Origin of the sequence: Sphingobium sp. CFD-2, assembly GCF_024611135.1 — a bacterium.
GTDB classification, from domain to species: Bacteria; Pseudomonadota; Alphaproteobacteria; order Sphingomonadales; family Sphingomonadaceae; genus Sphingobium; species Sphingobium fuliginis.
On the sequence record NZ_CP084405.1, the window covers coordinates 1,913,926 to 1,939,638 of the forward strand.

At 66.0% G+C, this 25,713-nt stretch carries 23 protein-coding genes and 1 tRNA gene; 15 read left to right on the forward strand and 9 right to left on the reverse strand.

The annotated features are described in order from the left end of the window. Window positions 1-52 precede the first annotated feature (52 nt). Window positions 53-895 carry an SDR family oxidoreductase gene (locus LDB29_RS09210; protein ID WP_025550996.1) on the reverse strand — a complete coding sequence of 281 codons (843 nt, stop codon included), beginning with the start codon at window positions 893-895 and terminating at the stop codon, window positions 53-55. Continuing rightward, entirely contained in the window at window positions 892-1,500 is a 609-nt protein-coding gene (gene folE / locus LDB29_RS09215) for a GTP cyclohydrolase I FolE (protein ID WP_025550994.1), read from the reverse strand. The genes LDB29_RS09210 and folE overlap by 4 nt, the downstream gene beginning before the upstream one ends. A 153-nt stretch (window positions 1,501-1,653) precedes the next feature. Here folE and LDB29_RS09220 point away from each other — a divergent pair, with 153 nt between their 5' ends. Then, window positions 1,654-2,244: a nucleotidyltransferase family protein gene (locus LDB29_RS09220; RefSeq protein ID WP_025550993.1), complete on the forward strand. Its 591-nt coding sequence runs from the start codon at window positions 1,654-1,656 to the stop codon at window positions 2,242-2,244. A 4-nt stretch (window positions 2,245-2,248) separates the two neighbouring features. On the opposite strand, the gene LDB29_RS09225 is transcribed toward LDB29_RS09220, so the two are convergent. Beyond that, window positions 2,249-3,919, reverse strand: a complete 1,671-nt coding sequence (locus LDB29_RS09225; protein ID WP_099185977.1) for an MFS transporter — start codon at window positions 3,917-3,919, stop codon at window positions 2,249-2,251. A gap of 205 nt (window positions 3,920-4,124) precedes the next feature. Here LDB29_RS09225 and LDB29_RS09230 point away from each other — a divergent pair, with 205 nt between their 5' ends. The 5 genes from LDB29_RS09230 to pgl all read left to right on the forward strand — a co-directional run bounded on the left by LDB29_RS09230 (window position 4,125) and on the right by pgl (window position 9,984). Next, window positions 4,125-5,333 (forward strand): acetyl-CoA C-acetyltransferase, encoded by a 1,209-nt coding sequence (locus tag LDB29_RS09230; RefSeq protein WP_025550992.1) that lies wholly within the window; start codon window positions 4,125-4,127, stop codon window positions 5,331-5,333. A 134-nt stretch (window positions 5,334-5,467) separates the two neighbouring features. Next, complete coding sequence (locus LDB29_RS09235; RefSeq protein ID WP_025550990.1) at window positions 5,468-7,645, forward strand: 3-hydroxyacyl-CoA dehydrogenase NAD-binding domain-containing protein; 2,178 nt, start codon at window positions 5,468-5,470, stop codon at window positions 7,643-7,645. A 139-nt stretch (window positions 7,646-7,784) separates the two neighbouring features. Then, window positions 7,785-8,804, forward strand: a complete 1,020-nt coding sequence (gene galE, locus LDB29_RS09240) for a UDP-glucose 4-epimerase GalE (protein ID WP_025550988.1) — start codon at window positions 7,785-7,787, stop codon at window positions 8,802-8,804. After that, window positions 8,801-9,289: a YbaK/EbsC family protein gene (locus LDB29_RS09245; protein ID WP_025550986.1), complete on the forward strand. Its 489-nt coding sequence runs from the start codon at window positions 8,801-8,803 to the stop codon at window positions 9,287-9,289. The genes galE and LDB29_RS09245 overlap by 4 nt, the downstream gene beginning before the upstream one ends. Before the next feature lie 5 nt (window positions 9,290-9,294). After that, window positions 9,295-9,984, forward strand: coding sequence for a 6-phosphogluconolactonase (pgl, locus tag LDB29_RS09250; protein ID WP_025550984.1), 690 nt, complete (start codon window positions 9,295-9,297; stop codon window positions 9,982-9,984). A 2-nt stretch (window positions 9,985-9,986) separates the two neighbouring features. Here pgl and LDB29_RS09255 read toward each other — a convergent pair whose 3' ends face one another. Further along, window positions 9,987-10,250 carry a hypothetical protein gene (locus tag LDB29_RS09255; protein ID WP_025550982.1) on the reverse strand — a complete coding sequence of 88 codons (264 nt, stop codon included), beginning with the start codon at window positions 10,248-10,250 and terminating at the stop codon, window positions 9,987-9,989. Window positions 10,251-10,304: 54 nt separating this feature from the next. Here LDB29_RS09255 and LDB29_RS09260 point away from each other — a divergent pair, with 54 nt between their 5' ends. Beyond that, window positions 10,305-11,450 (forward strand): aminotransferase class I/II-fold pyridoxal phosphate-dependent enzyme, encoded by a 1,146-nt coding sequence (locus LDB29_RS09260; protein WP_025550980.1) that lies wholly within the window; start codon window positions 10,305-10,307, stop codon window positions 11,448-11,450. 278 nt (window positions 11,451-11,728) lie between these two features. Here the strand turns inward: LDB29_RS09260 and LDB29_RS09265 are convergent. After that, a tRNA-Leu gene (locus tag LDB29_RS09265) sits at window positions 11,729-11,813 on the reverse strand. 233 nt (window positions 11,814-12,046) lie between these two features. On the opposite strand from LDB29_RS09265, the gene zwf reads away from it, so the two are divergent. From zwf to LDB29_RS09290, 5 genes are all read left to right on the forward strand, one after another. Beyond that, window positions 12,047-13,507 carry a glucose-6-phosphate dehydrogenase gene (zwf, locus tag LDB29_RS09270; protein WP_025551376.1) on the forward strand — a complete coding sequence of 487 codons (1,461 nt, stop codon included), beginning with the start codon at window positions 12,047-12,049 and terminating at the stop codon, window positions 13,505-13,507. After that, window positions 13,500-15,341, forward strand: a complete 1,842-nt coding sequence (edd, locus tag LDB29_RS09275) for a phosphogluconate dehydratase (RefSeq protein ID WP_099185724.1) — start codon at window positions 13,500-13,502, stop codon at window positions 15,339-15,341. Before zwf ends, edd begins: the two co-directional genes overlap by 8 nt. A gap of 101 nt (window positions 15,342-15,442) precedes the next feature. Then, entirely contained in the window at window positions 15,443-16,408 is a 966-nt protein-coding gene (gene glk, locus LDB29_RS09280; RefSeq protein WP_025551378.1) for a glucokinase, read from the forward strand. Continuing rightward, window positions 16,408-17,025 (forward strand): bifunctional 4-hydroxy-2-oxoglutarate aldolase/2-dehydro-3-deoxy-phosphogluconate aldolase, encoded by a 618-nt coding sequence (gene eda, locus LDB29_RS09285; protein ID WP_037483871.1) that lies wholly within the window; start codon window positions 16,408-16,410, stop codon window positions 17,023-17,025. The genes glk and eda overlap by 1 nt, the downstream gene beginning before the upstream one ends. Before the next feature lie 37 nt (window positions 17,026-17,062). After that, a complete protein-coding gene (locus LDB29_RS09290) occupies window positions 17,063-17,575 on the forward strand; it encodes a hypothetical protein (RefSeq protein ID WP_025551382.1) in 513 nt (170 codons plus the stop codon). A gap of 21 nt (window positions 17,576-17,596) precedes the next feature. Here the strand turns inward: LDB29_RS09290 and LDB29_RS09295 are convergent, their stop codons facing one another. Genes LDB29_RS09295 through LDB29_RS09305 form a run of 3 tightly spaced genes read right to left on the reverse strand, consistent with a single transcriptional unit; the run spans window position 17,597 to window position 20,809 of the window. Beyond that, window positions 17,597-18,181 carry a gamma carbonic anhydrase family protein gene (locus LDB29_RS09295; protein ID WP_025551384.1) on the reverse strand — a complete coding sequence of 195 codons (585 nt, stop codon included), beginning with the start codon at window positions 18,179-18,181 and terminating at the stop codon, window positions 17,597-17,599. A 2-nt stretch (window positions 18,182-18,183) separates the two neighbouring features. Continuing rightward, entirely contained in the window at window positions 18,184-19,179 is a 996-nt protein-coding gene (hemB, locus tag LDB29_RS09300; RefSeq protein WP_025551386.1) for a porphobilinogen synthase, read from the reverse strand. 49 nt (window positions 19,180-19,228) lie between these two features. Next, a complete protein-coding gene (locus tag LDB29_RS09305; protein ID WP_025551388.1) occupies window positions 19,229-20,809 on the reverse strand; it encodes a M28 family metallopeptidase in 1,581 nt (526 codons plus the stop codon). Between the two features lie 119 nt (window positions 20,810-20,928). Here LDB29_RS09305 and LDB29_RS09310 point away from each other — a divergent pair, with 119 nt between their 5' ends. The 3 genes from LDB29_RS09310 to LDB29_RS09320 all read left to right on the forward strand — a co-directional run bounded on the left by LDB29_RS09310 (window position 20,929) and on the right by LDB29_RS09320 (window position 24,160). Continuing rightward, entirely contained in the window at window positions 20,929-21,630 is a 702-nt protein-coding gene (locus LDB29_RS09310; protein WP_025551390.1) for a GIN domain-containing protein, read from the forward strand. Window positions 21,631-22,022: 392 nt separating this feature from the next. Further along, complete coding sequence (locus tag LDB29_RS09315; RefSeq protein ID WP_025551281.1) at window positions 22,023-23,291, forward strand: ammonium transporter; 1,269 nt, start codon at window positions 22,023-22,025, stop codon at window positions 23,289-23,291. Window positions 23,292-23,293: 2 nt separating this feature from the next. Then, entirely contained in the window at window positions 23,294-24,160 is an 867-nt protein-coding gene (locus tag LDB29_RS09320; RefSeq protein WP_025551283.1) for a glycosyltransferase family A protein, read from the forward strand. Window positions 24,161-24,258: 98 nt separating this feature from the next. Here the strand turns inward: LDB29_RS09320 and LDB29_RS09325 are convergent, their stop codons facing one another. After that, window positions 24,259-25,590, reverse strand: a complete 1,332-nt coding sequence (locus LDB29_RS09325) for an MFS transporter (RefSeq protein ID WP_025551285.1) — start codon at window positions 25,588-25,590, stop codon at window positions 24,259-24,261. Between the last annotated feature and the right edge of the window lie 123 nt (window positions 25,591-25,713).

Below are 25,713 nucleotides of genomic sequence, written 5' to 3' on the forward strand. Positions count from 1 at the left end.
ATGCAGCGCGACGGCCCTTGGCCAGCCCCGGCAAGCCGCATCTTCGCAGCCGCTATCGGCACAGATGCATGAAGTCCCGGTCATAGCTGCGCAGATGCGCGCCGCCATCGATATAGAGCGTCTGACCCGTCACCGCACTGGCGCCCGCCAGATACAGCACGGCTTCGGCAATCTGCTCCGCCTGCGGCAGACGCGCCAGCGGCATCATCGCGGACAGCCTTTCCATCTGCCCTTCGTCATAATCGGGCGTCGCGATGGTGAGTCCAGGGGCGACCGCATTGACCCTGATCTGCGGCGCCAGGGTGGAGGCGGACAGCCGCGTCAGCCCCGCCAGCGCCATCTTCGACAAGGTATAGGCCAATTGGTCGCCATGCGGATGGTCGATCCTCTGATCCAGTATATTGACGATGCACCGGTCGCCTGTGCCGGCCGGAATGGTGGCAAAGGACTTGGTGAGCAAGGTGGGCGCGGCGCAATTGACCGCATAATGGCGCATCAGGTCGTCGGCATTGACGCTGTCGAGCCGATCCTGGCCGAAGATCGCCGCGCTGTTGACCAGGACATCGGGCGGACGGCCGAAACGCTCCGCGACCAGCGCCACCAGTTCCTCCGCCCCTTCCGGATCGCTGAAATCGACGGTGAAGCCGTCCCATTCGGTCCCATTCTCCTCCAGCGTCAGCGCCAGATGGGAATCGAGCCGGGTATCGTGGCTGCCATGGATCGCCAGCGAATAACCTGCCCGCGCGAAGGCGGCGGCGATGATGCCGCCCAACCGCCGATGGCCGCCCGTCACCAGCGCCAGCCGCTTTTGCGCCAGCGGCCGTGCGCCCGCCTGTTCGGCGCGCTTCCCAGTGCCCCCGAGGGGCCGATAGGCGGGAGCTTCCTCTTCGCTCACGATCCGATCAGCTTCAGCACTTCTTCACGGCTCTTCTCATCGTCGCGGAAGACGCCGAGCATGCGGCTGGTCTTCATGACGACATTGGGCGTGCGCACGCCACGGCCGGTCATGCAGCCATGGGTCGCCTCGACCACGACCGCGACGCCCTGGGGCTTCAGATGTTCCCAGATGCAGTTGGCGACTTCCGAAGTCAGCCGTTCCTGCACCTGAAGCCGGTGGGCGAAGGCGTGCAGCACGCGCGCCAGCTTCGATATGCCGACGACATATTGGCCGGGCAGATAGGCGATGTGCGCGACGCCCACGATGGGCGCCATATGGTGCTCGCAGTGCGACTGGAACGGTATGTCCTTCAACAGCACGATGTCGTCATAGCCGCCGACTTCATGGAAGATGCGCGAAAGATGATAGGCCGGATCGTCGTCATAGCCGCGGCAATATTCCTTCCACGCCCGCGCCACGCGCTGGGGCGTTTCCACCAGCCCTTCCCGTTCCGGATCGTCGCCCGACCAGCGGATCAGCGTACGGATCGCGTCGGCCACGTCCGCCGGAACCGGAATCTTGATCGACTCGCCCGCAGTTTCGGCATCGGGATCATATTCCATGGACGGCACCACTCCTTTGTTGCTTCCGGGCATATGGCGACTGATTTACAGGAACGCCAGCCCCTTCGCCCTGCTGGACAGGACATGCTGGCGGTGGCACATGCAGGGGAAACCGGGTCAACCGGGGTCGCCTCAAATCATCACAGCGGAACCATGCGGACCGAACAGATCGCCGCCGTCCTCCTTGCAGCGGGCACATCCTCACGATTCGGGGAAGAAGACAAGCTGATGGCCGATTGGCGGGGCAAGCCCGTCGCGGTGCATGCGCTGGAAACCATCGCCTCCATGATCTTTGCGGAACTGGTTGCAGTGGTGCGTCCTGTCGGCCAGGCGCCGGTCCTGCATCGCCGGCTGGAACGGCGCGGCTATTCGATCCTGGTCAACGATCGTCCGGAAGACGGCATATCGGGCAGCATCATCCGCGCCGTGGAGCATGTCATGCCGATGCGGAAATGCCGCGGCATATTGATCTGCCTGGCCGACATGCCCGACGTGCCGCAGACGCATTACAACCGCATCTGCATGGCAGCGGAGGACATCCGCTCCGTCGTCGCCAGCACCGACGGATTTTCCTCTTCGCCGCCCGCCTTCATCGGGCGGAAGCATTTCCCCGAACTGCTGGCGCTGCGAGGAGACCAGGGGGCGCGGGCGCTGCTCAGCCATGGCGTGCAGATCGAAACCATGGGCGCCAGCCTGCGCGATATCGACACGCCGGAGGATCTGGCCGAACGGCGGCCCGAATAGCGCATCAGCTCGACCGGGTGGGATCGGTCATGGGATCGCCCATCTCGCGCGGGTCGGCCGAGCGGCCCAGCGGCAGAGAACCCGTCTGCCGCTCCAGCATGCGGTGGACGACCGGCGGATTGGGGCCGCTGTGCAGGGCGTGGATGGCTTCGCTGTTCGCCATGTCGGCAACGGTCCGGCGGCTGTTGTGGCGGACATAGTCCAGCCAGGTCGACACATGATAGCGCTCCACCCACAATTCCGGATCGCCCAGATCGCGCAGCAGCGACCAGCCATGGGCGCCGTCGCGGCGACGGATGCGGCGGCGTTCGCTCATCGCCGCCAGGAAGGGGACGACAGATCCGGCGGCTATGCGATATTCTATGGTGACGACCACCGGGCCGCTGCGGGGCTCGATCGGAACGGCGGTCTGCGGCTCACGCCACAGGTTCTGGAGGTCGAGATTCTCCTCGCCCGTCTGCGCCAGCGGACGCGCATAGCCGATCAGGGCCGAGGCGAACTGGACAGCTGCCGCGCCATAGAGGGCGGTGACGACGCCATGATCCTCCGCCATGGTGCCGAACAGCCATGCACCCCCGGCCATGCCGCCGAAGGCGACCATCTGATACAGGGCAACAGCCCGCGCCACGACCCAGCGAGGCGCCGACATCTGGACCGAAACGTTGAAGGTCGAAAGCGCGATCACCCAGCCCGCGCCCGCCATCAGCAGCCCCAGCAACGCAACGACCAGCCAGTCGCTGACCGCCATCAGCACCGTCCCGGCCGCAAGCGCCATGGCGGCCGAGCGCACGATGGTCTCGACCGAAAAGCGGCGGCGCAATTGCCCCGTCGACAGCGCCCCCAGCACCGCGCCGATGCCGAAGGCGCCGCTGAGCGCGCCGAATGTCAGCGCGCCGCCGCCCAGCAGCTCGCGCGCCACCAGCGGCATCATCGCTGAAACGGCGCTTGCCCCGATGCCGAATGCCGCGCTTCGGAGCAGCACGACCTGGATATTGGGCGACATGGCGACATAACGAACCCCTGCGCGCATCGCGAGGCCGATGCGTTCGCGCGGGAGGAGTTGAGGCGGCCGTTCGGGACGCCAGCGGGCAAGCACGGCGACCAGCCCCACATAGCTGATGGCGTTGACCAGAAAGGCCGTCGCCGCACCGGCGGCCGCGACGATGACGCCGCCCAGCGCCGGGCCGATGCTGCGCGCCATGTTGAAGCCCATGGAATTGAGCGAAACGGCATGGGGCAAGGCGGCGCGCGGCACCATGTCCCCGACCGACGCCTGCCAGGCCGGTCCGTTGATCGCGGTGGCGCAGCCGACGAGGAAGGTGAAGCCCAGCAGGGCCCAGGGCGTCACCCAACCCATCCAGGCGAACAGCGCCAGCAGGGCGGAGACGATGAGCATGAACAGCTGGCAGATCAGCATGACCACCCGCCTGTCGCTATTGTCCGCCACCGCGCCTGCCCAGAGCGACAGCAGCATGATTGGCAGGGTCGTCGCCGCCGGAACCAGCGCGATCATCTGGGGCGAGGCGGAGAGCGAGGTCATCATCCACTGCGCGCCGACGGACTGGATCAGCCCGCCGAAGTTGGAGGCGAGGCTGGCCCACCAGATCGCGCGGAAGATCGGGATCGACAAGGGCGACGGCGCTTGGGAGGGGTCCGACTCTGACACGCTTTCCATGAAGCGGAATAAGGCGGGCGGGTCAAATCCGCGAATCATTAAAAGAATTGAAAAGGGTTGAAACGTCCGCCGGAGGACGAGGCGGGGCCCCTTTGGCGGGATGACGTTACGGTCGGGCGGGCTGACGATTGAGGCTTGCACTTTACGTAAACGTAAATACATTCGCAGCGAACATCCGGCGCCCAGCGGAGAGGAATGGAAAGCCATGGAAGCCTTTATCTACGATGCCGTCAGGACGCCCCGGGGCCGGGGCAAGGCCGACGGGTCGCTGCACGAAATCACCCCGATCCAGCTGGCGACGCAGATGCTGCAGGCGGTGCGGGACCGGACGGAGATCGACACCGCCGATGTTGATGACGTCATACTGGGCTGCGTCAGCCCGGTGGGCGAACAGGGCGCGGACATCGCCCGCGTGGCGGTGCTGAACGCCGATTACGCCCAGACCGTGCCGGGGGTGCAGATCAACCGTTTCTGCGCTTCGGGGCTGGAGGCCGTGAACATGGCCGCCGCCAAGGTCTATTCCGGCGAAGCGGGCCTTGCCATCGGCGGCGGCGTCGAGTCGATGAGCCGCGTGCCCATGGCTTCGGACGGCGGCGCATGGGCGATGGACCCGGCGGTCGCCTACAAGACCTATTTCGCGCCGCAGGGCATCGGCGCCGACGTGATCGCGACCAAGTTCGGGATCAGCCGCGACGATGTCGACGCCTATGCCGTGGAGAGTCAGAAACGCGCCAAGGCCGCCTGGGACGAGAAGCGCTTCGCCAAATCCATCGTGCCGGTGAAGGACGTCATCGGATCGGTCGTGCTCGACCATGACGAGCATATGCGGCCTGACGCGACGATGCAGTCGCTCGGCAGCCTGAAGCCGAGCTTTGCCGCGCTGGGTGAGGAGATGCCGGGCTTCGACACGATCGCCCTGCTCCGCTATCCCGAGCTGGAGAAGGTCAATCACGTCCACCATGCCGGCAACAGCAGCGGCATTGTCGATGGAGCGGCGGCAGTGCTGGTCGGCAACAGGGAAATGGGCGAGAAATATGGGCTGAGACCCCGCGCCCGGATCAAGGCCATGGCCTCTATCGGGTCGGAGCCGCTGATCATGCTGACAGGGCCTGAGTTCGTGGCGGGCAAGCTGCTCAATCGGGCGGGGATGAGCAAGGCCGACATCGACCTGTGGGAACTGAACGAGGCCTTTGCCAGCGTCGTCCTGCGCTACATGCAGGCGATGGACCTCGACCATGGGCAGATCAACGTCAATGGCGGCGCGATCGCCATGGGCCATCCGCTGGGCGCGACCGGGGCTATGGTGCTGGGCACGGCGCTGGACGAGCTGGAACGCAGCGGCAAGGGCACCGCGCTCATCAACCTGTGCGTCGGCGCGGGCATGGGCACGGGCATCATCATCGAGCGCGTTTGAACATTGGAGCCGTTCGTCCTGAGTAGCCATTGAGCCCGTCGAAATGGCGTATCGAAGGATCAATGCTTCGATACGGGTCTTCGACAAGCTCAGCCCCTACTCAGCACGAACGGAGGTAGGAAAGGTTGCCTCAAATGCAGACCATCAATTTCGACATCGACGCCGACGGCATCGCAACCCTCACCATTGATGTTCCCGATCAGTCGATGAACGTCATCGGCCCGGATTTCCTGGCCGATCTGGACGCGGCGATCACGCGCATTTCCTCCGAGGAGGAGATCAAGGGCGCGGTCATCGCGTCGGGCAAGAGCAGCGGCTTCATGGCGGGCATGGACCTCAAATATTTCGGGTCGATGCTGGTCAGCGAAAATGGGAAACGCCCCTCCCCCGCAGCGATCTTCGACAAGGTTTTCGTGCTGAACCAGTTGTTCCGGCGGCTGGAGACCTGCGGCAAGCCGATCGCCTGCGCCATCGAGGGGACCTGCGTCGGCGGCGGGTTCGAACTGGCGCTGGCCTGCCATCGCCGGATCGTCGGGGACAGCCCGAAGACGCAGTTGGGCCTGCCCGAAATCCTGATCGGCCTGTTCCCCGGCGGCGGCGGGTCGCAGCGCCTGCCGCGCATCATGGGGGTGCAGGCGTCGCTGATGTACATGTTGCAGGGCAAGCTGTTCCGTCCCGCCGACGCAGCGATGATGAAGGTGGTCGATCAGGTCGTGCCGCAGGGCACGGCGGTCGAAGCCGCGCGCGAATGGGTGAAGGCCAATCCCAACGCCTTCGTGCAGCCCTGGGACGTCAAGGGCTTCAAATTCCCCGGCGGCGCGGGCGGCTTCAATCCGGCCTTCGTCCAGACCATGGCGGGCGCCCTGCCGATGACGCTCAAGCAGACCCAGCGCAACATGAACGCGCCGATCGCGCTGCTTTCGGCGGTCTATGAGGGGGCTTTCCTGCCCATCGACCGGGCGATCCGGGTGGAGAGCAAATATTTCGCCAAGGTCGCGGCCGACCCGCAGGCGGCGAACATGATCCGCAGCCTGTTCGTCAACAAGCAGGCGGCTGAGCGCGGAGCGCGGCGGCCCAAGGACCAGCCCAAGGCGCCGACGAAGAAGCTGGCCATGCTGGGCGCGGGCATGATGGGCGCAGGGATAGCCACCGTGGCCGCGCAGGCGGGGATCGAGGTCGTGCTGTTCGACCGCGACCAGGCCTATGCCGAAAAGGGCAAGGCGCATGTCGAGGAGGTGCTGAAGAAGCGGCTGGGCCGGGGCATGACGCCGGAGAAGATGGCGGAGACCCTGGCCCGCGTGACGCCGACGACGGATTATGCCGCGCTGGCCGGAGCGGACTTCGTGATCGAGGCGGTGTTCGAGGATGTCGCGATCAAGGCCGAAGTGACCAAGAAGGTCGAGGAGGTGCTGGGCTCGGATACGATCTTCGGGTCGAACACCTCCACTTTGCCGATCACCAAGCTGGCGAAGGCGTGGAGCAAGCCGGAGAATTTCATTGGCATCCACTTCTTCTCGCCGGTCGAGAAGATGCCGCTGGTGGAGATCATCCTGGGCAAGGAGACCGGGCCGGCCGCCATCGCTAAGGCGCTGGATTTCGTGGCCCAGATCAGGAAGACGCCGATCGTCGTCAATGACTCGCGCGGCTTCTATACCTCGCGCTGCTTCGGCACCTATGTGCAGGAGGGCGTGGAGATGGTGGCGGAGGGGATCAATCCCGCGCTGATCGAAAATGCCGGGCGGCAACTGGGCATGCCGGTGGGGCCGCTGGCGGTGGGCGACGAGGTTTCCATCGAGCTGGGCCACAAGATCGTCGTCGCCGCGCAGAAAGAGCTGGGCGACGCCTATGTCGCGCAGCCGTCCGACGCGGTGATGGCGCGGATGGTCGAACTGGGGCGGCTGGGGCGGAAAAGCGCCAAGGGCTGGTATGACTATCCCGAGGGCGGCAAGAAGCATCTCTGGCCGGGACTGGAGGAGATGTTCCCGCGCGCCGCCGTGCAGCCCGATGTCGAGGAAGTGAAGGAGCGGCTGCTCTACCGCCAGTTGATCGAATGCGCGCGCTGCTTCGAGGAAGGCGTGCTGGAGACGCCGGAGGATGGCGACATCGGGGCGATCTTCGGCTGGGGCTTCGCGCCCTATACCGGCGGACCGTTCAGCCATATGGACACGGTCGGCATCGGCCATGTCGTCGCGGTGCTGGAGCGGCTGGCGGCGACGCATGGGGATCGCTTCGCGCCCACGGTCCAGTTGCAGGACATGGCGGCAAGCGGCGCGACTTTCTATCGCCCCGTTTCGTCCCGCGCCGCGGCATGAATGGGGTGGGAATCGTCACGAAGCTGATCTAGTCCTGACAGGCAAAGGGCTGTAACCTTCTCATTCGTCATGCTGGACTTGTTTCAGCATGACGGGGGAGAATGGCGGCGGCCCTGATCTATCGGGAGACCTTCATCTTATGAGCGAAAAGCCGTCGGTTCTGGTCACGGGCGGGGCCGGCTATATTGGCAGCCATGCCGTATTGGCGCTGCGCGACGCGGGCTATGGCGTCGTGGTGATCGACAATCTGGTGACGGGGTTCCGTTGGGCGGTGCCGGACGATGTGGCTTTCGTCGAGGGCGATATTTCGGATCAGCCGCTGGTGCAGAAGGCCCTGCGCGATCATGGCGTGAAGGCGGTGATGCACTTTGCCGGATCGGTGGTGGTGCCGGAATCGGTCGAGAACCCGCTCAAATATTATCATAACAACAGCGCCAAGACCCGCGACCTGATCGAGAGCGTCGTCACGGTAGGCGTGCCGCATTTCATCTTCTCCTCGACGGCGGCGACCTATGGCATTCCGGAGGAAAGCCCGGTCCGGGAGACCACGCCGCAGCGGCCGATCAATCCCTATGGCATGTCTAAGCTGATGACCGAATATATGCTGCGCGACGTCAGCGCGGCGCATGCGATGAATTTCTGCGCGCTACGCTATTTCAACGTGGCGGGCGCCGATCCGGCCGGGCGGACGGGACAGTCGACGGCGGGGGCGACGCATCTGATCAAGGTCGCGGTCGAGGCGGCCTTGGGCAAGCGGAGCCATGTTTCGGTGTTCGGGACCGATTTCGACACGCCGGACGGGACCGGGGTGCGCGACTATATCCATGTCACCGATCTGGCGGCGGCGCATGTGCTGGCGCTGGAGGCGCTGATGGTCAGGCCGGAGCAGAATTATCTGCTCAACTGCGGCTATGGCCGGGGCTTTTCCGTGCTGGAGGTGCTGGACGCGGTCGACCGGGTGACGAACCTGAAGATCGACCGGCGGATGGAGGGACGGCGCGCGGGCGATCCGGATGCGCTCATTTCCGACAATCGGGCGATCATGGGGGAATTCCCATGGAAGCCGCTTTATGCCGATCTGGATCAGATCGTCACCCATGCCCTCGCCTGGGAGCGCAAGCTGACCGAGATACAGCAAAGGGGGAATGGAGGGGAATGAGCGCGGAGTCGGTCCGGGCCTTTTTCTCCGTCCATGCGCCGGATGTCGCCATCATCGACCAGGGGGTGAGCACCGCCACGGTCAATGAGGCGGCGGAGGCCCTGGGCGTGGTTCCGGCGCGGATCGCCAAGACGCTGTCGTTGCGGGTCGGGGATGAGGTCGCGCTGGTGGTGGCGCGGGGCGATGCGCGGCTGAATAACGGGAAGGCGAAGGCGGCGCTGGGCGCCAGGCCGCGCATGCTGGGGCTGGAGGAGGTGGAGGGGCTGACCGGGCATCCGGTGGGGGGCGTCTGTCCCTTTGGGCTGACCTCTCCCCTGCCCGTTTATTGCGACATTTCGCTGCGGGATTTCGAGACGGTGTTTCCGGCGGCGGGATCGCGGACGACTTCGGTGGAGTTGACGCCGGAGCGGCTGGCCGAGCTGACCGCCGCGCGATGGATCGACATCTGCACGATCCCTGAAGACAATCTGGCCGAAGAGAATTGAACGACATGCCTACCGAACATCTTTTCGTCGATGGCGCGCTGGCGGCGGCGGACATGGCGCGGCGGATCGCCGCGATCCTCGGGGATGCCATCGCGGCGCGGGGGGTGGCGACGATCGCGCTGTCGGGCGGGCGCTCGCCAAGGCCCGTGCTGGAGGCTTTGTCGGCGATGGCGCTCGACTGGGGCAAGGTGATCGTGACGCTGGTCGACGAGCGCTGGGTGGCGCCGGACCATGCGGACAGCAATGAGCGGCTGGTGCGCGGGACTTTGTTGCAGGGGAAGGCCGGGGCGGCGCGGTTCGTGCCGATGAAGAATGAGGCGGCGGACGCCTATGCCGGGCAGGCCGAGTGCGAGGCGGCGTTCGCGGCCCTGCCCTGGCCGCTCGACATCGTGCTGCTGGGGATGGGGGAGGATGGGCATACCGCTTCGCTGTTTCCGGGGGCGAAGGAACTGGCGGAGGGGCTTTCCACCCATGCCCTGACGATCGCGGTCACGCCGCCCGCTGCGCCGCATCAGCGCATGTCGATGAGCGCCCGGGCGATCCTTGCGAGCCGGCATATCTTCCTCCAGATCGGCGGGGCGGCGAAGAAGGCGGTCTATGACCGGGCCTTGGCGGGGGGGCCGGTGGAGGAACTGCCTGTCCGGGTGGCGCTGTGCCAGCATGCGGTTTCGGTGGAGGTTTGGATTTCGGAATAGGTTCAGTCGCGCGGCTTGTGCCTGGAGATGAGATAGCGCCAGACGCCGACGAGATTGATCAGGAGCAGCGCGATATTCTGGAAGCCTATGCCTTCGCTGTCTTCCGACAGGAAACCCCAGCCGATCAGGGCGATGGAGGAGGTCACGAAGAGGACGAAAGCCCAGCCCGTGATGCGGCGGCCGAGATTGAGGGAGACGATGAAAGCGGCGATGGTGGCGGCGCCTGCGCCATAATATTGCAGCGCGTCGAGCATGGTTTCGTTCATCCATCGCCAACGCGGCAATTGTGACAAGGTTGCGGCGCGGGTAAGAGGCGACGCATGGTTGCCAATATCGATCCTTTTCACGCCATCGCCATCAGCCGGGAAGCCCACAGGCTGGAGGCCGAGGGGAGATCCATCCTGCATATGGAATTCGGGCAACCGTCCACGGGGGCGCCCTCTGCTGCGATTATGGAAGCGCATGCCGTGCTGGATCGCGACCCCATGGGCTATTGGGAAAGTCCGGCGCTGAAGGAGCGGATCGCGCTCCATTATCGGGAGCGCTATGGCGTGGCCGTGGAAGCGGAGCAGATATTGCTCACCTGCGGCGCTTCGCCGGGGCTGGTGCTGGCGCTGACCAGCCTGTTCGCGCCGGGTGCGCGGGTGGCGACGGCGCGGCCGGGCTATGTCGCCTATCGCAATACGTTGAAGGCGCTGTATCTGGAGCCGCTGGAGGTCGATTGCGGGCCTGCGGAGCGTTACCAGATCGGCGCGGCGGCGCTGGAGGCCCTGGAACCCGCGCCGGATGGGGCGATCATCGCCAGTCCGGCCAATCCCACGGGGACCATCATTCCCGCCGAGGAGATGGCGCGCATCGCAGAGGTTTGCCGGGTGCGGGGCATTCGCATCGTCTCCGACGAGATTTACCACGGGCTCAGCTATGGCGAACCGGCGCGGTCGATGCTGGAATTCGCGCCGGACGCCATCGTCGTGAACAGCTTCTCCAAATATTTTTCCATGGCCGGGTGGCGGCTGGGCTGGGTGGTGTTTCCGCCCGGCCTGATCGACACGGCGCGGGCGCGGATGGGCAATCTGTTCCTGACGCCGCCTTCCCTGGCGCAGCATGCGGGGTTGAAGGCGTTCGACTGCGTCGATGAGCTGGAGGGGCATGTCGCGACCTATCGGCGCAACCGGGAGTTGCTGCTGGCCGCCCTGCCCGCGCTGGGGTTGAAGGAGATCGCGCCGCCGGACGGGGCCTTCTACATCTATGCGGATGTGGGGCATCTGACCAATGACAGCCTGTCCTTCTGCCAGAGATTGCTGCGCGAAACGGGGGTGGCGACGGCGCCGGGGATCGATTTCGATCCGGTCGACGGGCACCGGCATATCCGCTTCAGTTTCGCGGTTTCCACCGATCGGGTGGAGGATGCCATCGCCCGGATGATCCCCTGGTTCAACGCGCAGGGCGGCGGGGCAAGGGATTGATCCATTCCGGCTGGATCGGCAAATTCCTCTGGTATCTTAAATATTTGCGGTTAATCGCTGGGGTGCGACCCGAAGCTTTTACCCTGTAAAAGCTCGCCTGCCCGGCAGCCATGCTGCCGGGCTTTTTAGTGCATGGCCATGTCTGGAAAGAGGGCATCGAACCCGGCGGGGTTCGCAAGGGCGAACCGAACGGCCGCCCGAGCTTATGCGAGGATAGCCAGCGCCGCGGATGCGGCCGCCCGGCGCTTGAGGCAAAATAAGCTTGAGGCTAAATAAGATGGTGCGGGCGGTCGGAATCGAACCGACACTCCTTTCGGAACCGGATTTTGAGTCCGGCGCGTCTACCAGTTTCACCACGCCCGCATGCCCTTCAGCCGCGTTCCGGACGGAGGATGATTCCATCTTCCGTCAAAAACGCCAGGGTGGAGCGCCAATGGCAAAATCGGCGGCCAGCGTCCAGCCAAAAATCGACGCTTTCATCCTCTCGCGGTTGCGGGATGGGCCCCACAGGGATAGCCTGCTTGCGTAACGAGTGCCGCTGGGTATAAGGGCGGCTTCGTGCAGACCTGATAACACTAACGGAAAAGGGACAACCTTTGACCGAACCGTCTGCCACGTTCCTGTTGTTCGGCGCCACCGGCGACCTGGCGCACAGGATGATCTTTCCCTCGCTCTACAATCTGCTGGCCGATGGCCTGCTGCCGGAGGATTTCCTGATCATCGCGTCAGGGCGTTCCGAATTCACCGACGAGCAGTTTCGCGCCGACATCGACAAGGCGCTGCGGAAATTCCTGGCCGCAGACCGTTATGACGCGGACATCGCGGAGCGGCTGCGCGACATCATCGTCTACCAGCCGGTGGAGGCAGGCAACGCCGCCCAGTTCAGGGCGCTGGCGGAACGGCTGGACGGGCGACTCGACAAGGGCGTGTCCGTCTATCTCTCCACGCCCCCTTCCCTCTTCGCGCCGACCGCGCAGGGGCTGGCCGAGGCGGGGCTGATCACGCCGAAGACGCGAATCGCGATGGAAAAGCCGATCGGCAAGGATCTGGCCTCTTCCAAAGAGGTCAATGACGGCATCGGCGCGCTGTTCGCGGAGGACCAGATTTTCCGCGTCGACCATTATTTGGGCAAGGAAACGGTCCAGAACCTGCTCGCCCTGCGCTTCGGCAATGTGATGTTCGAACCGCTGTGGAACGCCACCGCCATCGATCATGTGCAGATCACCGTGGCCGAGACGGTGGGCCTGGAAGGCCGGGTTTCCTATTATGACGGCGTCGGCGCGCTGCGCGACATGGTGCAGAACCACGTCCTCCAGATCCTGTCGATCATCGCCATGGAGCCGCCCGCGCGGATGGACCCGACCGCCGTGCGCGACGAGAAGGTGAAGGCGCTCCGTTCGCTGCGCCCGATGACGGCCGAGGCGGTGAAGACGCACAGCGTGCGCGGGCAATATACGCCCGGCGCGGTCGGTGGGCAGATCGTCACCGGCTATGCCGACGAACTGGGCAGGCCGTCCGACACCGAGACCTTCGTGGCGCTGAAGGCCCATATCGACAACTGGCGCTGGCAGGGCGTGCCCTTCTACCTGCGCACCGGCAAGCGCATGCCGACGCGCCAGTCGGAAATCCTGATCCAGTTCAAGCCGGTGCGCCATTCGATCTTCGGGCGCAATGGCGGGTCGGGTCTGGAGCCGAATACGCTCATCATCCGGTTGCAGCCGGAGGAATATATCCGCCTGCTCATCATGAGCAAAAGGCCGGGGCTGGAGCGCGAGGTGCATCTGGAGGAGGTGACGCTGGACGTGTCGCTGACCGCCGCCTTCGCCGGGCAGCGCCGCCGGATCGCCTATGAACGGCTGATCCTGGACCTGCTGGCGGGCGACGCCACGCTGTTCGTGCGCCGGGACGAGGTCGAGGCGCAATGGACCTGGATCGATTCGATCATCGACGGGTGGAAGGAGGCCGGGGTGAAGCCATCCTCCTATTCTTCCGGGAACTGGGGGCCGTCCTCAGCCATTGCCCTTATCGAACGAGACGGAGCGAGCTGGAATGACTGACCTTCATCCGGTGATCGAAAAGGTCACCGAACGCATCGTGAAGCGCAGCGCGGCTTCGCGCCTCAAATATCTGAGCCTGATCGAGCGCGGGCGGGACGCGGGCACCAACCGCGCCCAGCTTTCATGCGGGAACCTGGCCCATGGCTTTGCCGCGAGCGGCGAAGACAAGGCTGTCATCCGCACCGGCGCGGCGATGAATTTCGGCATCGTCACCGCCTATAACGACATGCTGTCGGCGCATCAGCCCTATGGCCGCTATCCCGAGCAGATCAAGCTGGCGGCGCGGGAGGTGGGCTGCACCGCGCAGGTCGCGGGCGGCGTTCCGGCGATGTGCGACGGCGTGACCCAGGGGCAGGCGGGCATGGACCTGTCGCTCTTTTCCCGCGACACCATCGCGCTGGGCACCGCCATCGCCCTGTCCCACGCCATGTTCGAGGGCGCGCTGCTGCTGGGCATCTGCGACAAGATCGTGCCGGGGCTGCTGATCGGGGCGCTGCGTTTCGGGCATCTGCCGACCATATTGATCCCCGCCGGGCCGATGCCGTCCGGCCTCGCCAACAAGGAGAAGGTGCGCATCCGCCAGCTCTATGCCGAAGGCAAGGTCGGCCGGGAGGAACTGCTGGAGTCCGAAAGCGCCAGCTATCACGGCGCAGGGACCTGCACCTTCTATGGCACGGCCAATTCGAACCAGATGATGATGGAGATGATGGGGCTCCACATGCCCGCCGCCTCCTTCGTGCATCCGGGCACGAAGCTTCGGCAGGAACTGACGCGGGCGGCGGTGCATCAATTGTCGCGCATCGGCTGGGACAGGGACGGGCAACCCAATGACGATTATCGGCCGCTGGGGCATTGCGTGGATGAAAAGGCGATCGTCAACGCCATCATCGGCCTGATGGCGACTGGCGGATCGACCAATCATGCGATCCATCTGCCGGCCATCGCCCGGGCGGCGGGGATCGTCGTCGACTGGACCGATTTCGCGGAAATTTCCGATGTCGTGCCGCTGCTGGCGCGGGTCTATCCCAATGGATCGGGCGATGTGAACAATTTCCATGCGGCAGGCGGCATCAGCTATGTGATCCGCGAACTGCTCGGCAACGGGCTGCTGCATGGCGACATCCTCACCGTCGCGCGGCAGGGACTGGCCGATTATGGCAAGGAACCGGCGCTGGAGAATGACGCGCTGGTCTGGAAGGACGTGCCCGAATCGCGCGACCTGTCGATCCTCCGGCCGGTGTCCGACGCCTTCAATCCCGACGGCGGGATGCGATTGCTGGCCGGCAATCTTGGCCGCTGCGTCATGAAGGTGAGCGCGGTCGACCGGGAGCGCTGGACCATCGAAGCGCCCGCGGCGGTCTTCCACGATCAGGACGATGTGCTGCGCGCCTTCAAGGCCGGCGAACTGGAGCGCGATGTCGTGGTCGTGGTGCGGTTCCAGGGGCCAAGGGCGAACGGCATGCCCGAACTGCACAAGCTGACCCCGGCGCTGGGGGTGTTGCAGGATCGCGGCTTCCGCGTCGCGCTGGTGACGGACGGACGCATGTCCGGCGCATCGGGCAAGGTGCCCGCGGCGATCCACCTGTCGCCGGAAGCGTTGGGCGGCGGCCCCATCGCCAAGCTGCGCGACGGCGACATGGTGCGGGTCTGCGCGGAGACGGGCCTGATCGAGGCGCTGGTCGACGCGGCGGAATGGGACGGCCGCGACACGCCCGCGCCGCCCCCCGCCCCCTATGATACGGGCCGCGAGCTGTTCGCGCTGTTCCGCCATCATAGCGATCTGGCGGAAAGCGGCGCATCGCCCATTCTGGCGGCCATGGAAACCGAAGTTTAGAACCGAAGCATTCCCGTTCGCCCGAGATTTTCGGAGGAGCGCTTTTCCTGAGGAAGAGTGAAGGACTTCGACAGGCTCGGCCCGGACGGGAGGAGAGTAGCATGACCGAGATCATCGCAGCCGACATTGGCGGCACAAACGCCCGCTTCGCCCGTGCCAGACTGAATGCGCGCAATGTGCCCACGCTGGGCAAGGTGCGCAAATATAAGGTGGCCGATTATCCGACCCTCCAGGCCTGCTGGGCAGCCTTCGTCAAGGATGAGGGCGGTCATCTGCCCACATCCGCCTCCATCGCCTTTGCCACCGCGATCGGGCGCGAAGTCATCAAGCTCACCAACAGCGCATGGGTCATCCGGCCCGATACGCTGGACGAGGAACTGGGCCTCAGGCATCTGCGGCTGGTCAATGATTTCGAGGCGGTCGCCCATGCCGTGGCGCGCCTGCCGAAGGAGAATCTGCCGCTGCTGTTCGGGGAGGACAGGCCCTTTCCGCGCGACGGCGGGGTGACGATATTGGGACCGGGCACCGGGCTGGGCGTGGCGATGATCGCCTTCGACGATGGCGAGCCGCATGTGATCGCGACGGAGGGGGGGCATCTGGACTTCGCGCCGCTGGACCCGCTGGAAGAGAAGATCCTCGCCTATCTGCGCGACAAATTCCTGCGCGTGTCGACCGAGCGCATCGTGTCGGGACCGGGGCTCAACAACATCTACAAGGCGATGGCGACCATCGGCCATGATCGGGTCATGCTGATGGAGGATGCCGAGCTTTGGCAGGCCGCCATCGACGGGACCGACGAATTTGCGCGCAGGGCGCTGGCGCGGTTCTGCATGTCCTACGGCTCGGTCGCGGGCGACCTGGCGCTGGCGCAGGGACCGCATACGGTGGTGCTGGCGGGCGGCCTGACCCAGCGGATGAAGGACATATTGCCGCAATGCGGTTTCCACCAGCGCTTCACCGCCAAGGGACGGTTCGAAAGCCTGATGAAGTCGGTGCCGATCCGGCTCGCCCTGCATGACGAAATCGGGCTGTACGGCGCCGCCGCGGCCTTTCGGGAGAAGAAATGATGGCGTTGAGCGTTGAACAGGTGATGGAACTGGCCCCGGTGATCCCGGTGCTGGTGGTGGACCGGGTCGAGGATGCGCTGCCGATCGCGCGGGCGCTGGTGAAGGGCGGGCTTCCAACATTGGAAGTGACGCTGCGGACGCCGGCGGCGCTGGACGTGATCAGGGAGATGGCGAAGGTCGAGGGCGCCGTCGTCGGAGCGGGCACGGTGCTGAACCCGGCGCAACTGGACGCCGCGATGGAGGCGGGGGCGCGCTTCATCGTCAGCCCCGGCCTGACCGAGCCGCTGGGCAGGGCCGCGATCGCCGCGGGCATTCCCTTCCTGCCGGGCACGGCGACGGCGGGCGACATCATGCGCGGGCTGGACATGGGGCTGTCGCACTTCAAATTCTTCCCGGCGGAGACTTCGGGCGGGCTGCCCGCGCTGAAGGCCCTGGCCGCGCCGCTGCACATGGCGCGCTTCTGCCCGACCGGCGGGATCACGGCGGAAAGCGCGCCCAGATGGCTGGCGGAACCCGTCGTCAAATGCGTCGGCGGAAGCTGGGTCGTGCCCAAGGGGCCGGTCGATCCGGCGAAGATGGAGGCGCTTGCACGGGAAGCCGCCGCGCTGCCACGCTGAACTTGCCTCCCGGCGCGGCTCATCCTAGATGCGAAGCATGAATCCGCGTCGGCTGCTTCCTTCCCTGGCCCTGTTCCTGTCCGGTTGCGCCAGCACCTTCCAGGGCTATCCGTCCCTCGCCAAGCGGGCGATAGAGGACGCCCCCATAGCGGAGGCGGCGCCCGCGCCCTCCCCCGTCGCGCCCGAACCGGAGCTGGTCCAGAATGTCGACCGGCTGACGGCGCAGGCTCAGGCGGGCGGCACGGCATTCGACAAGGCCTGGCCGGCGGCGGACAGGGCGACGCGGGCAGCATCCGGCGCGGCGGTCTCCAGCGAGGCCTGGGTGGCGGCGCAGACGGCGCTCAGCGCATTGGAATCGGCGCGCAACGACAGCGTATCGGCGCTTGCGAGCCTGGACGTGCTCTTTGTCGAGCGCAGCAACGCGGCGGCCGAGGGGAAGGCCAGCGGCGGGATCGAGGCGATCGATGCGGCGCGGGCTTCCGCGCTGGCGATTGTCGATGGGCAGAACGACCGGCTGGACGTGCTCAAGGGGCGTCTGGCGCAGCCCTGATCCGCCCGCAGCCCTGCTGATTCAATCGGGCGAAAGCGCCGCCTTCACCGCGCCCTTGTGCGCCTTTCCATTATGGACATAATGGTCGACGCCCTCCCGCATGTCGATCAGCACTTCGTCCGACAGGTCGCGCATATATTTGGCGGGGCGGCCGGCCCAAAGCTGCCTGTGAGGCACCGTCTTCCCCGGAGAAAGCAGGGCCCCGGCCGCGAGCATGGCGTCGCTTTCCACCGTCCCGCCGCTCATGACGATGGCGCCCAGCCCCACGAAGGCGCGGTCCTTCAATATGCAGCCATGGACCATCGCCAGATGCCCGATCAGCACATCTTCCCCGATGATCGTGGGCCAGCCTTCGGACGGGCGGCCGTCAATATGGTCGCCGGGGCTGTCACAATGCACGATCGAGCCGTCCTGGATATTGGTGCGGGCGCCGATATGGATGAAATTCACATCCGCCCGGATCACGCAATTATACCAGATGCTGACGTCCGGGCCGATCTCCACATCCCCGATGATGCGGCATCCCGGCGCGATGAAGGCGCTGGGGTGGATCTTCGGCGTCTTGCCGTTGAAGGGGATGATGGAGACTTCGGGATGATCGGTCATGTTCAGGCTCCCAGCAGCCGCGCCGCATGGAGCGCATGATAGGTGAGGACGCCCGAGCAGCCTGCCCGCTTGAACGCCAGCAGCGTTTCCAGCACCAGCGCGTCGCGCTCCCCCGCCCCCGCGGCGGCCGCGGCCTCCAGCATCGCATATTCGCCCGACACCTGATAGGCGAAGACGGGCACTTCGAACCGGTCCTTCACCCGGGCGATGATGTCGAGATAGGGCAGGCCCGGCTTCACCATCACGCTGTCGGCGCCTTCGGCAATGTCCAGCGCGACTTCGCGCAGCGCTTCCTCGCTGTTGGCGGGGTCCATCTGATAGGTCTTCTTGTTGCCCTTCAGCAGCCCGCTCGATCCGACCGCATCGCGGAACGGGCCGTAGAAGGCGCTCGCATATTTGGCGGCATAGGCCATGATCTGCACATTGGCATGGCCTTCCTGCTCCAGCGCCTCGCGGATGGCGCCGACGCGGCCATCCATCATGTCGCTGGGGGCGATGATGTCCGCGCCCGCCGCCGCCTGGTTCAGGGATTGGCCGATCAGCACGTCGATGGTCGCGTCGTTGACGACATAGCCCGCCTCGTCCAGCAGGCCGTCCTGGCCGTGCGCGGTATAGGGATCGAGCGCCACGTCGGTCAGGATGCCGATGTCGGGCACCGCATCCTTGATGGCGCGGATGGCGCGGCACATCAGGTTATCGGGATTGAGCGCCTCCGCCCCGTCATCGCTGCGGCGGTCGGCCTGCGTATTGGGGAAAAGCGCGAGGCAGGGAATGCCCGCCGCCTGCGCTTCCCTCGCACGCTCCACCATCAGGTCCACCGACCAGCGCGACACGCCGGGAAGGGAGCCGATCGGTTCCTCCACTTGCCTGCCCTCCGTGACGAACAGCGGCCAGATGAAGTCGCTGGGCGTGAGGCGGGTTTCGGCGTGCAACGCCCGGCTCCAGGCCGAGGCGCGGGTGCGGCGCAGACGAAGCGCCGGATAGGAGGCATGGGTCATGGCCGGGGGTTTAGGCCCCTGCCCTCGCCGGATCAAGCAGGAGGGGACGCTATTTGGCGAAGCGGCGGAAGAAGCTGTCCTCGTTCCAGGCCGGGCGCTGCGGCGCATTGGCGACGCGCAGCGTGACGGCGGCGACATAGTCGTTGAGCTTCACCGATTCGGCCGGCATCACCGGCTGGTTCGCGTCGTCCCTGGGCGAATGGTAGATGTTGGCGCGCCAGGCCCTTTCGACCGTCGCCTCCGGCGTGCCCGCCTTGAAGCCATATTTGAAGAACAGCGCGGGGATGCCCGCCCGGATGAAGCTGTACTGATCCGACCGGACGAAGACGTTGCGGTCCGGGAAGGGATCGGGCGTGATCGGCAGGTTCATCGCCGCGCTTACCGCTTCGGCGTCCTTGCCAAGGCTGCTCTGGTCATAGCCGATCGGCGTCACGGTGGTCAGCGGGAAGATCGGCAGGGCCATGTCGAAATTGAGGTCGGCCACCATCGCCCTTTGCGGCACGGTCGGACGGCGCGCGAAATAGCTGGACCCGAGCAGCCCCTTCTCCTCCGCCGTGACGATGGCGAAGAGGATCGACCGCCGGGGCTTCACCTTCCCGTTGCGCAGGGTCCGGGCGATTTCCAGCAGGCTCGCCACGCCCGATGCATTGTCGAGCGCCCCATTGTAGATCGCGTCCCCATCGATCGGCGTGCCCACCCCATAGCCGTCGAGATGCGCGGACAGGACGACATATTCCCTGCTGAGCTGCGGGTCCGTCCCGGGCATGAGCGCGATGATGTTGGGCGAGGTCAAATCGGCGCGCCTCGCCGCCACCTTCGCGTCCAGCCGCTGGGCGAGCGGAAAGGACGGCACCGGACCGGAACTGTCGGCGGCGGCGGAGATCTGCGCGAAATCATGGCCCGATCCGGCAAAGAGCAGCGCGGATTTGGCCGGGTCGAACTGGGCGTTGAGGAAGGGGGTCGCCGTATCCCGCAGGGCCGGGTCGCGGAAGAACAGGGCCGGCTGGCTGGCCAGCGCCATGCGCCGGTCCCACGGAATTTCAACCTGTTTCGGCGTCACGAGCTGGATCAGTCCAAGCGCGCCCTGTTTCGCCAGCCACGCCGCCCGCTCCGATCGGGCATGGGACTTCAGCGCGCCGGAGAGGGTCGCCGGTCCGCCCGAGACGACCACCACGATCCTGCCCTTGAGGTCCAGCCCGGCGAAATCGTCATGCCCCGCTTCCGGCAGGTGCAGGCCGTAGCCGGCGAAGACCAGCGGGGCGCCGACGGTTTCCGGAGCGGGGCCGCCGCCCCCTGAGAAGATGATGTCGGCGGGCGCCGCCAGCGCGGCATGGCCGCCCGGCCCCGTCAGCGAAGCGCTGCTCTGCTGCGACAGGATCACCTGCTCGACGAAGGCGACCGGCTGTTTATAGCCGTCGGTCCCGGCCGGCTTCAGCCCAAGCGCCCGAAGCTGTCCGATCACATAATCAGCCGCCCTGTCATAGCCCGGCTTGCCCGTTCCCCGCCCTTCATAGCCATCGTCGGCAAGGGTGCGGACATGCTTCCACCAGGCTTCGCCCCGGTCGTCGGGCGCAGCCGGGGCCGCGATGCTGATCGAAGCCAGGAGGAGTCCGGAAATCCATTTGCGCATCAGCCACATGCCCCTTTTGAAAACCTGACGATCTTGCCTGATCCGGTGCGACGAACAAGGGGGCTTGGAACCGCTACGGCCCATCCCTATCAGGATCGGCAAAAGACTGGGAGATCGTCATGCCGCTGCCCCGTTCGCTCGCCCTGCCGGTCGTCATCATGCTATGGGCCGCCCCGGCGGCGGCGGCGACGCGCGGGTTCACCATCACCAGTTTCGACGCCATTCGCGTGGATGCGCCGGTGGAGGTGACGATCACCACCGGCGCGGGCGCTTCGGCGCGGGCGGATGGCGATCAGGCGGTGCTGGACCGGCTGAAGGTGGACATATCCGGCCGCCTGCTTGCGGTGACGGTGGAGCGGGCGCGGCCCGGCGAGAAATCGGGCGGGCGGGCGGTGCTGCGGCTGTCGACCGGCGACCTCAGCCGCGTGGTGCTGACCGGCGGCGGATCGGTGTCGGTCAGCCGGATGAAGGGTCTGCGCGGTGAGATCGTGCTGGGCGGCAATGGCGATGTCAGCGTGGCGGCGGTGGATCTGGACCAGCTGAGCCTGGGAGTGGCCGGAGCCGGACGGGCGAACCTGTCCGGCCAGGCGGGCGTCGCGACCATCCGCGTCACCGGCCCCGGAGCGGTGATGGCGGAAGGCCTGCGGGTGCGGCAGGCCGCGGTGGCGAATGACGGTCCGGGAAATGTGGCGGTGACGGCAGAGGTTTCGGCCCGGGTTTCCGCATCCGGATCGGGCGATGTGACGGTGGCGGGGAAGGCCGCCTGCAGCGTCGACAATCGGGGGACGGGGCGGATCAGTTGCGGTGGGGAAGCCTATTAGGCGATGGGGACGAGTTCGGGATGCCGGGGGATGGCCAATTCGAGACCATCCTTCTCCCTTGAGGAAGAAGGATGGGAAGCCCTGGCGGCGGAGGAGCCTAAGGCTGATCTGGATGAGGGGGAGCGGGCCTGCGGTCCGCGCGATCCGTTGGATCGCACCCCCTCACCCAGCTACGACTAGGCAGCAAGCTGCCAAGTCTGCGCAGCCCTCTCCCTCAAGGGAGAGGGATGAAGCGGGTGTACGCTTCCCGCCCAAATCAACTGGTCCGGCGAGTCCTGAATTTGTCGGCGCTGCCCAAGGCATCGGCTGCGTGGCGGGAAACGATCAGGGTTAGGCAAGTCTTTACTTCGCATGCGTTACGACGGCCCGGATATGGACTGCCGGATTAACTGATGCCTCGCCTCCTTGCCATTCTCCTTCTTTTCCTGTCGGCGGCCCCGCAACCCGCGGCGGCGCAGGTGGCCGTGGCCGACAGCGGCGATACGGCATGGATGATGCTGTGCGGTCTGCTGGTGTTGCTGGCGGCGCTGCCGGGACTCGCGCTGCGTCATGCCGGTCTGGTCCATGTGCGCAACGCCCTGTCGATCGGCGTGCAGGGGCTGGTGGTGGCCGCCGGCGTTTCGCTGCTCTGGGCCCTTGTCGGCTACAGCCTGGCCTATGCGCCGGGGAGCGGGTGGCTGGGCGGCCGGGCGCATCTGTTGCTGGCCGATCTGGGGGCGCTGCGTGACGGGCTGACCGTGCCGGAATCCACCTTCGTGCTGTTCCAGATGGCCCTTGCGATCCTTGCCGCCGGCCTGCTGCCGGGCGCTGTGGCGGAAAGGGTGCGCCTGGGGTGGATGGCGCTGTTTGCGCTGCTCTGGCTGCTGCTGGTCTATGCGCCGGTCGTCCATTGGGTCTGGGGCGGCGGATGGCTCGCCAATCTGGGCGTCATGGATTTCGCGGGCGCGCTGGTCGTTCATTTGAGCGCGGGATTTTCCGCGCTCGCATTGGTGCTGGTCGTGGGCAGGCGGCGCAGCGTTTCTGCCGGACATGCGCCGGTGCTGGGCGTATCAGGCGGGCTGCTGCTGTGGATCGGCTGGGCCGGCATAGTGGGCGGATGGTCCTTCGGCGCGACGGACAATGCCGCGACCGCCATTCTGAACGGCCATTTCGCCGCCTGCGCAGGCCTCTTCGGATGGATGCTGGTGGAACGGATCGACAAGGGGCATGTCACCGCCAATGGGCTGGTTTCCGGCGCATTGGCCGGGCTGGTGGCGATTTCCGCCTCCGGCGCTCTGGTGGGGCCGGGCGGCGCGATGGCCATCGGGCTGATCGCCGCCGTCATCTGCCGACTGGCAAAGGGATTATTGGGCGACCGCATCGACGACGCGGCGGATATTTTCGTGATCCACGGACTGGGCGGGCTGACGGGCGCGCTGTTGCTGCTTCCCTTCGTGCTGCCGGCGCTGGGCGGCGTCGGTTTCGCGGCGGGGATCAGTCTTGCCGGCGCCTTCTTGGCGCAGTGCATCGGCATCGCGGCGGTGGCGCTCTGGGCGATGGCGGGAGCGGCGATCATCGCGCTGATGCTGTCGGTCGTGACGCCCGCCCGGATCGGCGCGCGGGAAGAAGCGGAGGGGCTGGACATCCCCCGCCATGGACAGCAGGGCTGGGATTTCCGCTAGGCATGGGCGTCGCGGTCGGCATATTCGCGCATCAGGAGGAACGGCGGATCGGGCGTTGCCTTGCATCGCTGCCGCTGGACCGGGCCGACACCGTCTTCCATGTGCTGGTGAACGGATCGACCGATGCCACGGCAGGACGGGCGCGCGAAGCGGCCGCAGGACGGACGAATGTCATCGTCCACGATCTGGCCGCCGGGGGCAAGGCGCGCACCTGGAACCATTTCGTCCACCGCCTGCTGACCGGCGGAGAAGATGCCGTGATCTTCATGGATGGCGATGCGGAGATCCTTGCCGGGTCGATCGATGCGCTGGTATCGGACCTCGCGGCGCGGCCGGAGGCGAATGCGGCGGCGGGGATGCCGATGAACGGGCGGTCCGCGGACGCCTATCGCCGGACCCTGCGGGAGGAACGGGGATTGTTCGGCGATCTCTACGCCCTGTCGGGGCGCTTCTTGGCGGCGATCCGGCTCAGGGGCTTGCGGCTGCCCGAGGACCTGATCGGAGACGACGGTTTGGTGGCGGCATGGGCGCATACCGATCTGGGGCGCGATGCCGACTGGCGGCGGGAGCGCATCCTGGCCTGCGAGGATGCCGGCTTTCGCTGTGAGGCGGTCAGCCTGTTGCGGCCCACCACCCTGCGCATGCAATATCGGCGGATGATCAATTATTCGGTGCGCTTTTTCCAGAACCGGATCATTTCCGACATCATGGGCCGGGATGGCGTGGACGGGCTGCCGGTGCGGATGGATGCGGTCTATGGGGAATGGTTGCCGCGCTTTGCGCCGCGCGCGCTGCCCGTGGGATGGTTCGACCGGAAGGCGTTGGCGCGCATGCGGGATTTTGCGCGGGGGAGTAGAGCGTCGCTCTGAGCTTGGCTTAACGTGCTCCTGTGGGCACGTCGGGGACAGAAAAGGGCCGGAGAGGACAAACCCCCTCCGGCCCCTTTTCAAAGATGGCGGATGCCCCCTTAACGGTCGCGGGCCGCCAGTTCCTTGTTGATGTAGAGCGCCACCATCGTCGCCACCGCACCCGACAGCAGGTAGATGCCCGAGGCGGCCAGACCGAATTTCACGGACAGCAACAGGGCCACCAGCGGCGCGAAGCCGGCGCCGACCAGCCAGGCCAGGTCCGACGTCAGGGCCGACCCGGTATAGCGCGCCTCGGTCGCGAAATTCGACGCGACGACGCCGGACGACTGGCCGAAAGCCAACCCCAGCAGCATGAAGCCCAGGATCATGAAGGCGACCTCTCCCAGATCGCCGCCGTTCAGCAGCAGCGGCGCCATGATGCTGAAGATCGCGATGCCGAGCGCCGACCATGCCAGCAGGGAGCGGCGGCCGATCTGGTCCGCGATGAAGCCGGAAACGACGATGGCCAGCAGGCCCACGGACGCGCCGATCATCTCGATGATCAGAAACCGTTCCAGCGGCTGGTTGGTGAACAGCGCGACCCAGCTCAGCGGGAATACGGTGACCATGTGGAACAGCGCGAAGCTCGCCAGCGGAGCGAAGGCGCCGATGATGATGTTGCGGCCTTCCGCCTTGACCGTCGGCAGGATTTCGGACGGCTGAAGGTCCTTCTGCTCGAACAGGCGTTCGAATTCATGCGTCACCACGATGCGCAGCCGGGCGAACAGCGCGACGACGTTGATCGCGAAGGCCACGAAGAAGGGATAGCGCCAGCCCCAGTCGAGGAAGTCCGCACGCGACAGCGTGAGCAGGAAGAAGGCGAACAGCCCGCTCGCCACCAGCAGGGCCAGCGGCGCGCCGAGTTGCGGCACCATGGCGTACCAGCCGCGCTGATGCTGCGGCGCGTTGAGCGACAGCAGCGACGCCAGCCCGTCCCATGTGCCGCCCAGCGCGATGCCCTGTGCCGCGCGCAAGATGATCAGGACTAACGCAGCATAATGGCCAATCGTCGCATAACCGGGCATGAAGGCGATGGACGCGGTCGAGCCGCCGAGCAGGAACAGCGCGACGGTCAGCTTCGTTCCGCGCCCGTAGCGGCGATCGATGGCCATGAAGATCAGCGAACCGATGGGCCGCGTGATGAAGGCGACGGCGAAGATCGCGAAGGAATAGAGCGTGCCGGTCAGGGCATCCACATAGGGGAACACAAGGCTCGGGAACACGATGACCGAGGCGATGGCGTAAACGAAGAAATCAAAGAATTCGGAGGTGCGACCAATGATCACACCAATGGAAATATCACCCGGCGCGATCTTGTGGTCCCGCGCATTGATCAGGCGCGCATCATCCTCCAGCGATCGGGAGGTGAAGGTCATGGCCTGTGAACTCATAGGCATCCGCTCCTTGGCTAAGCCACCGGAACCCTCTTCTGTTCTGCCGGCGGCCACGGATAGGCAACATAGCAGAAAACCCGCAGAGTCTAAGCAGTATCCCACCGCTGAAGCATTTTTTGC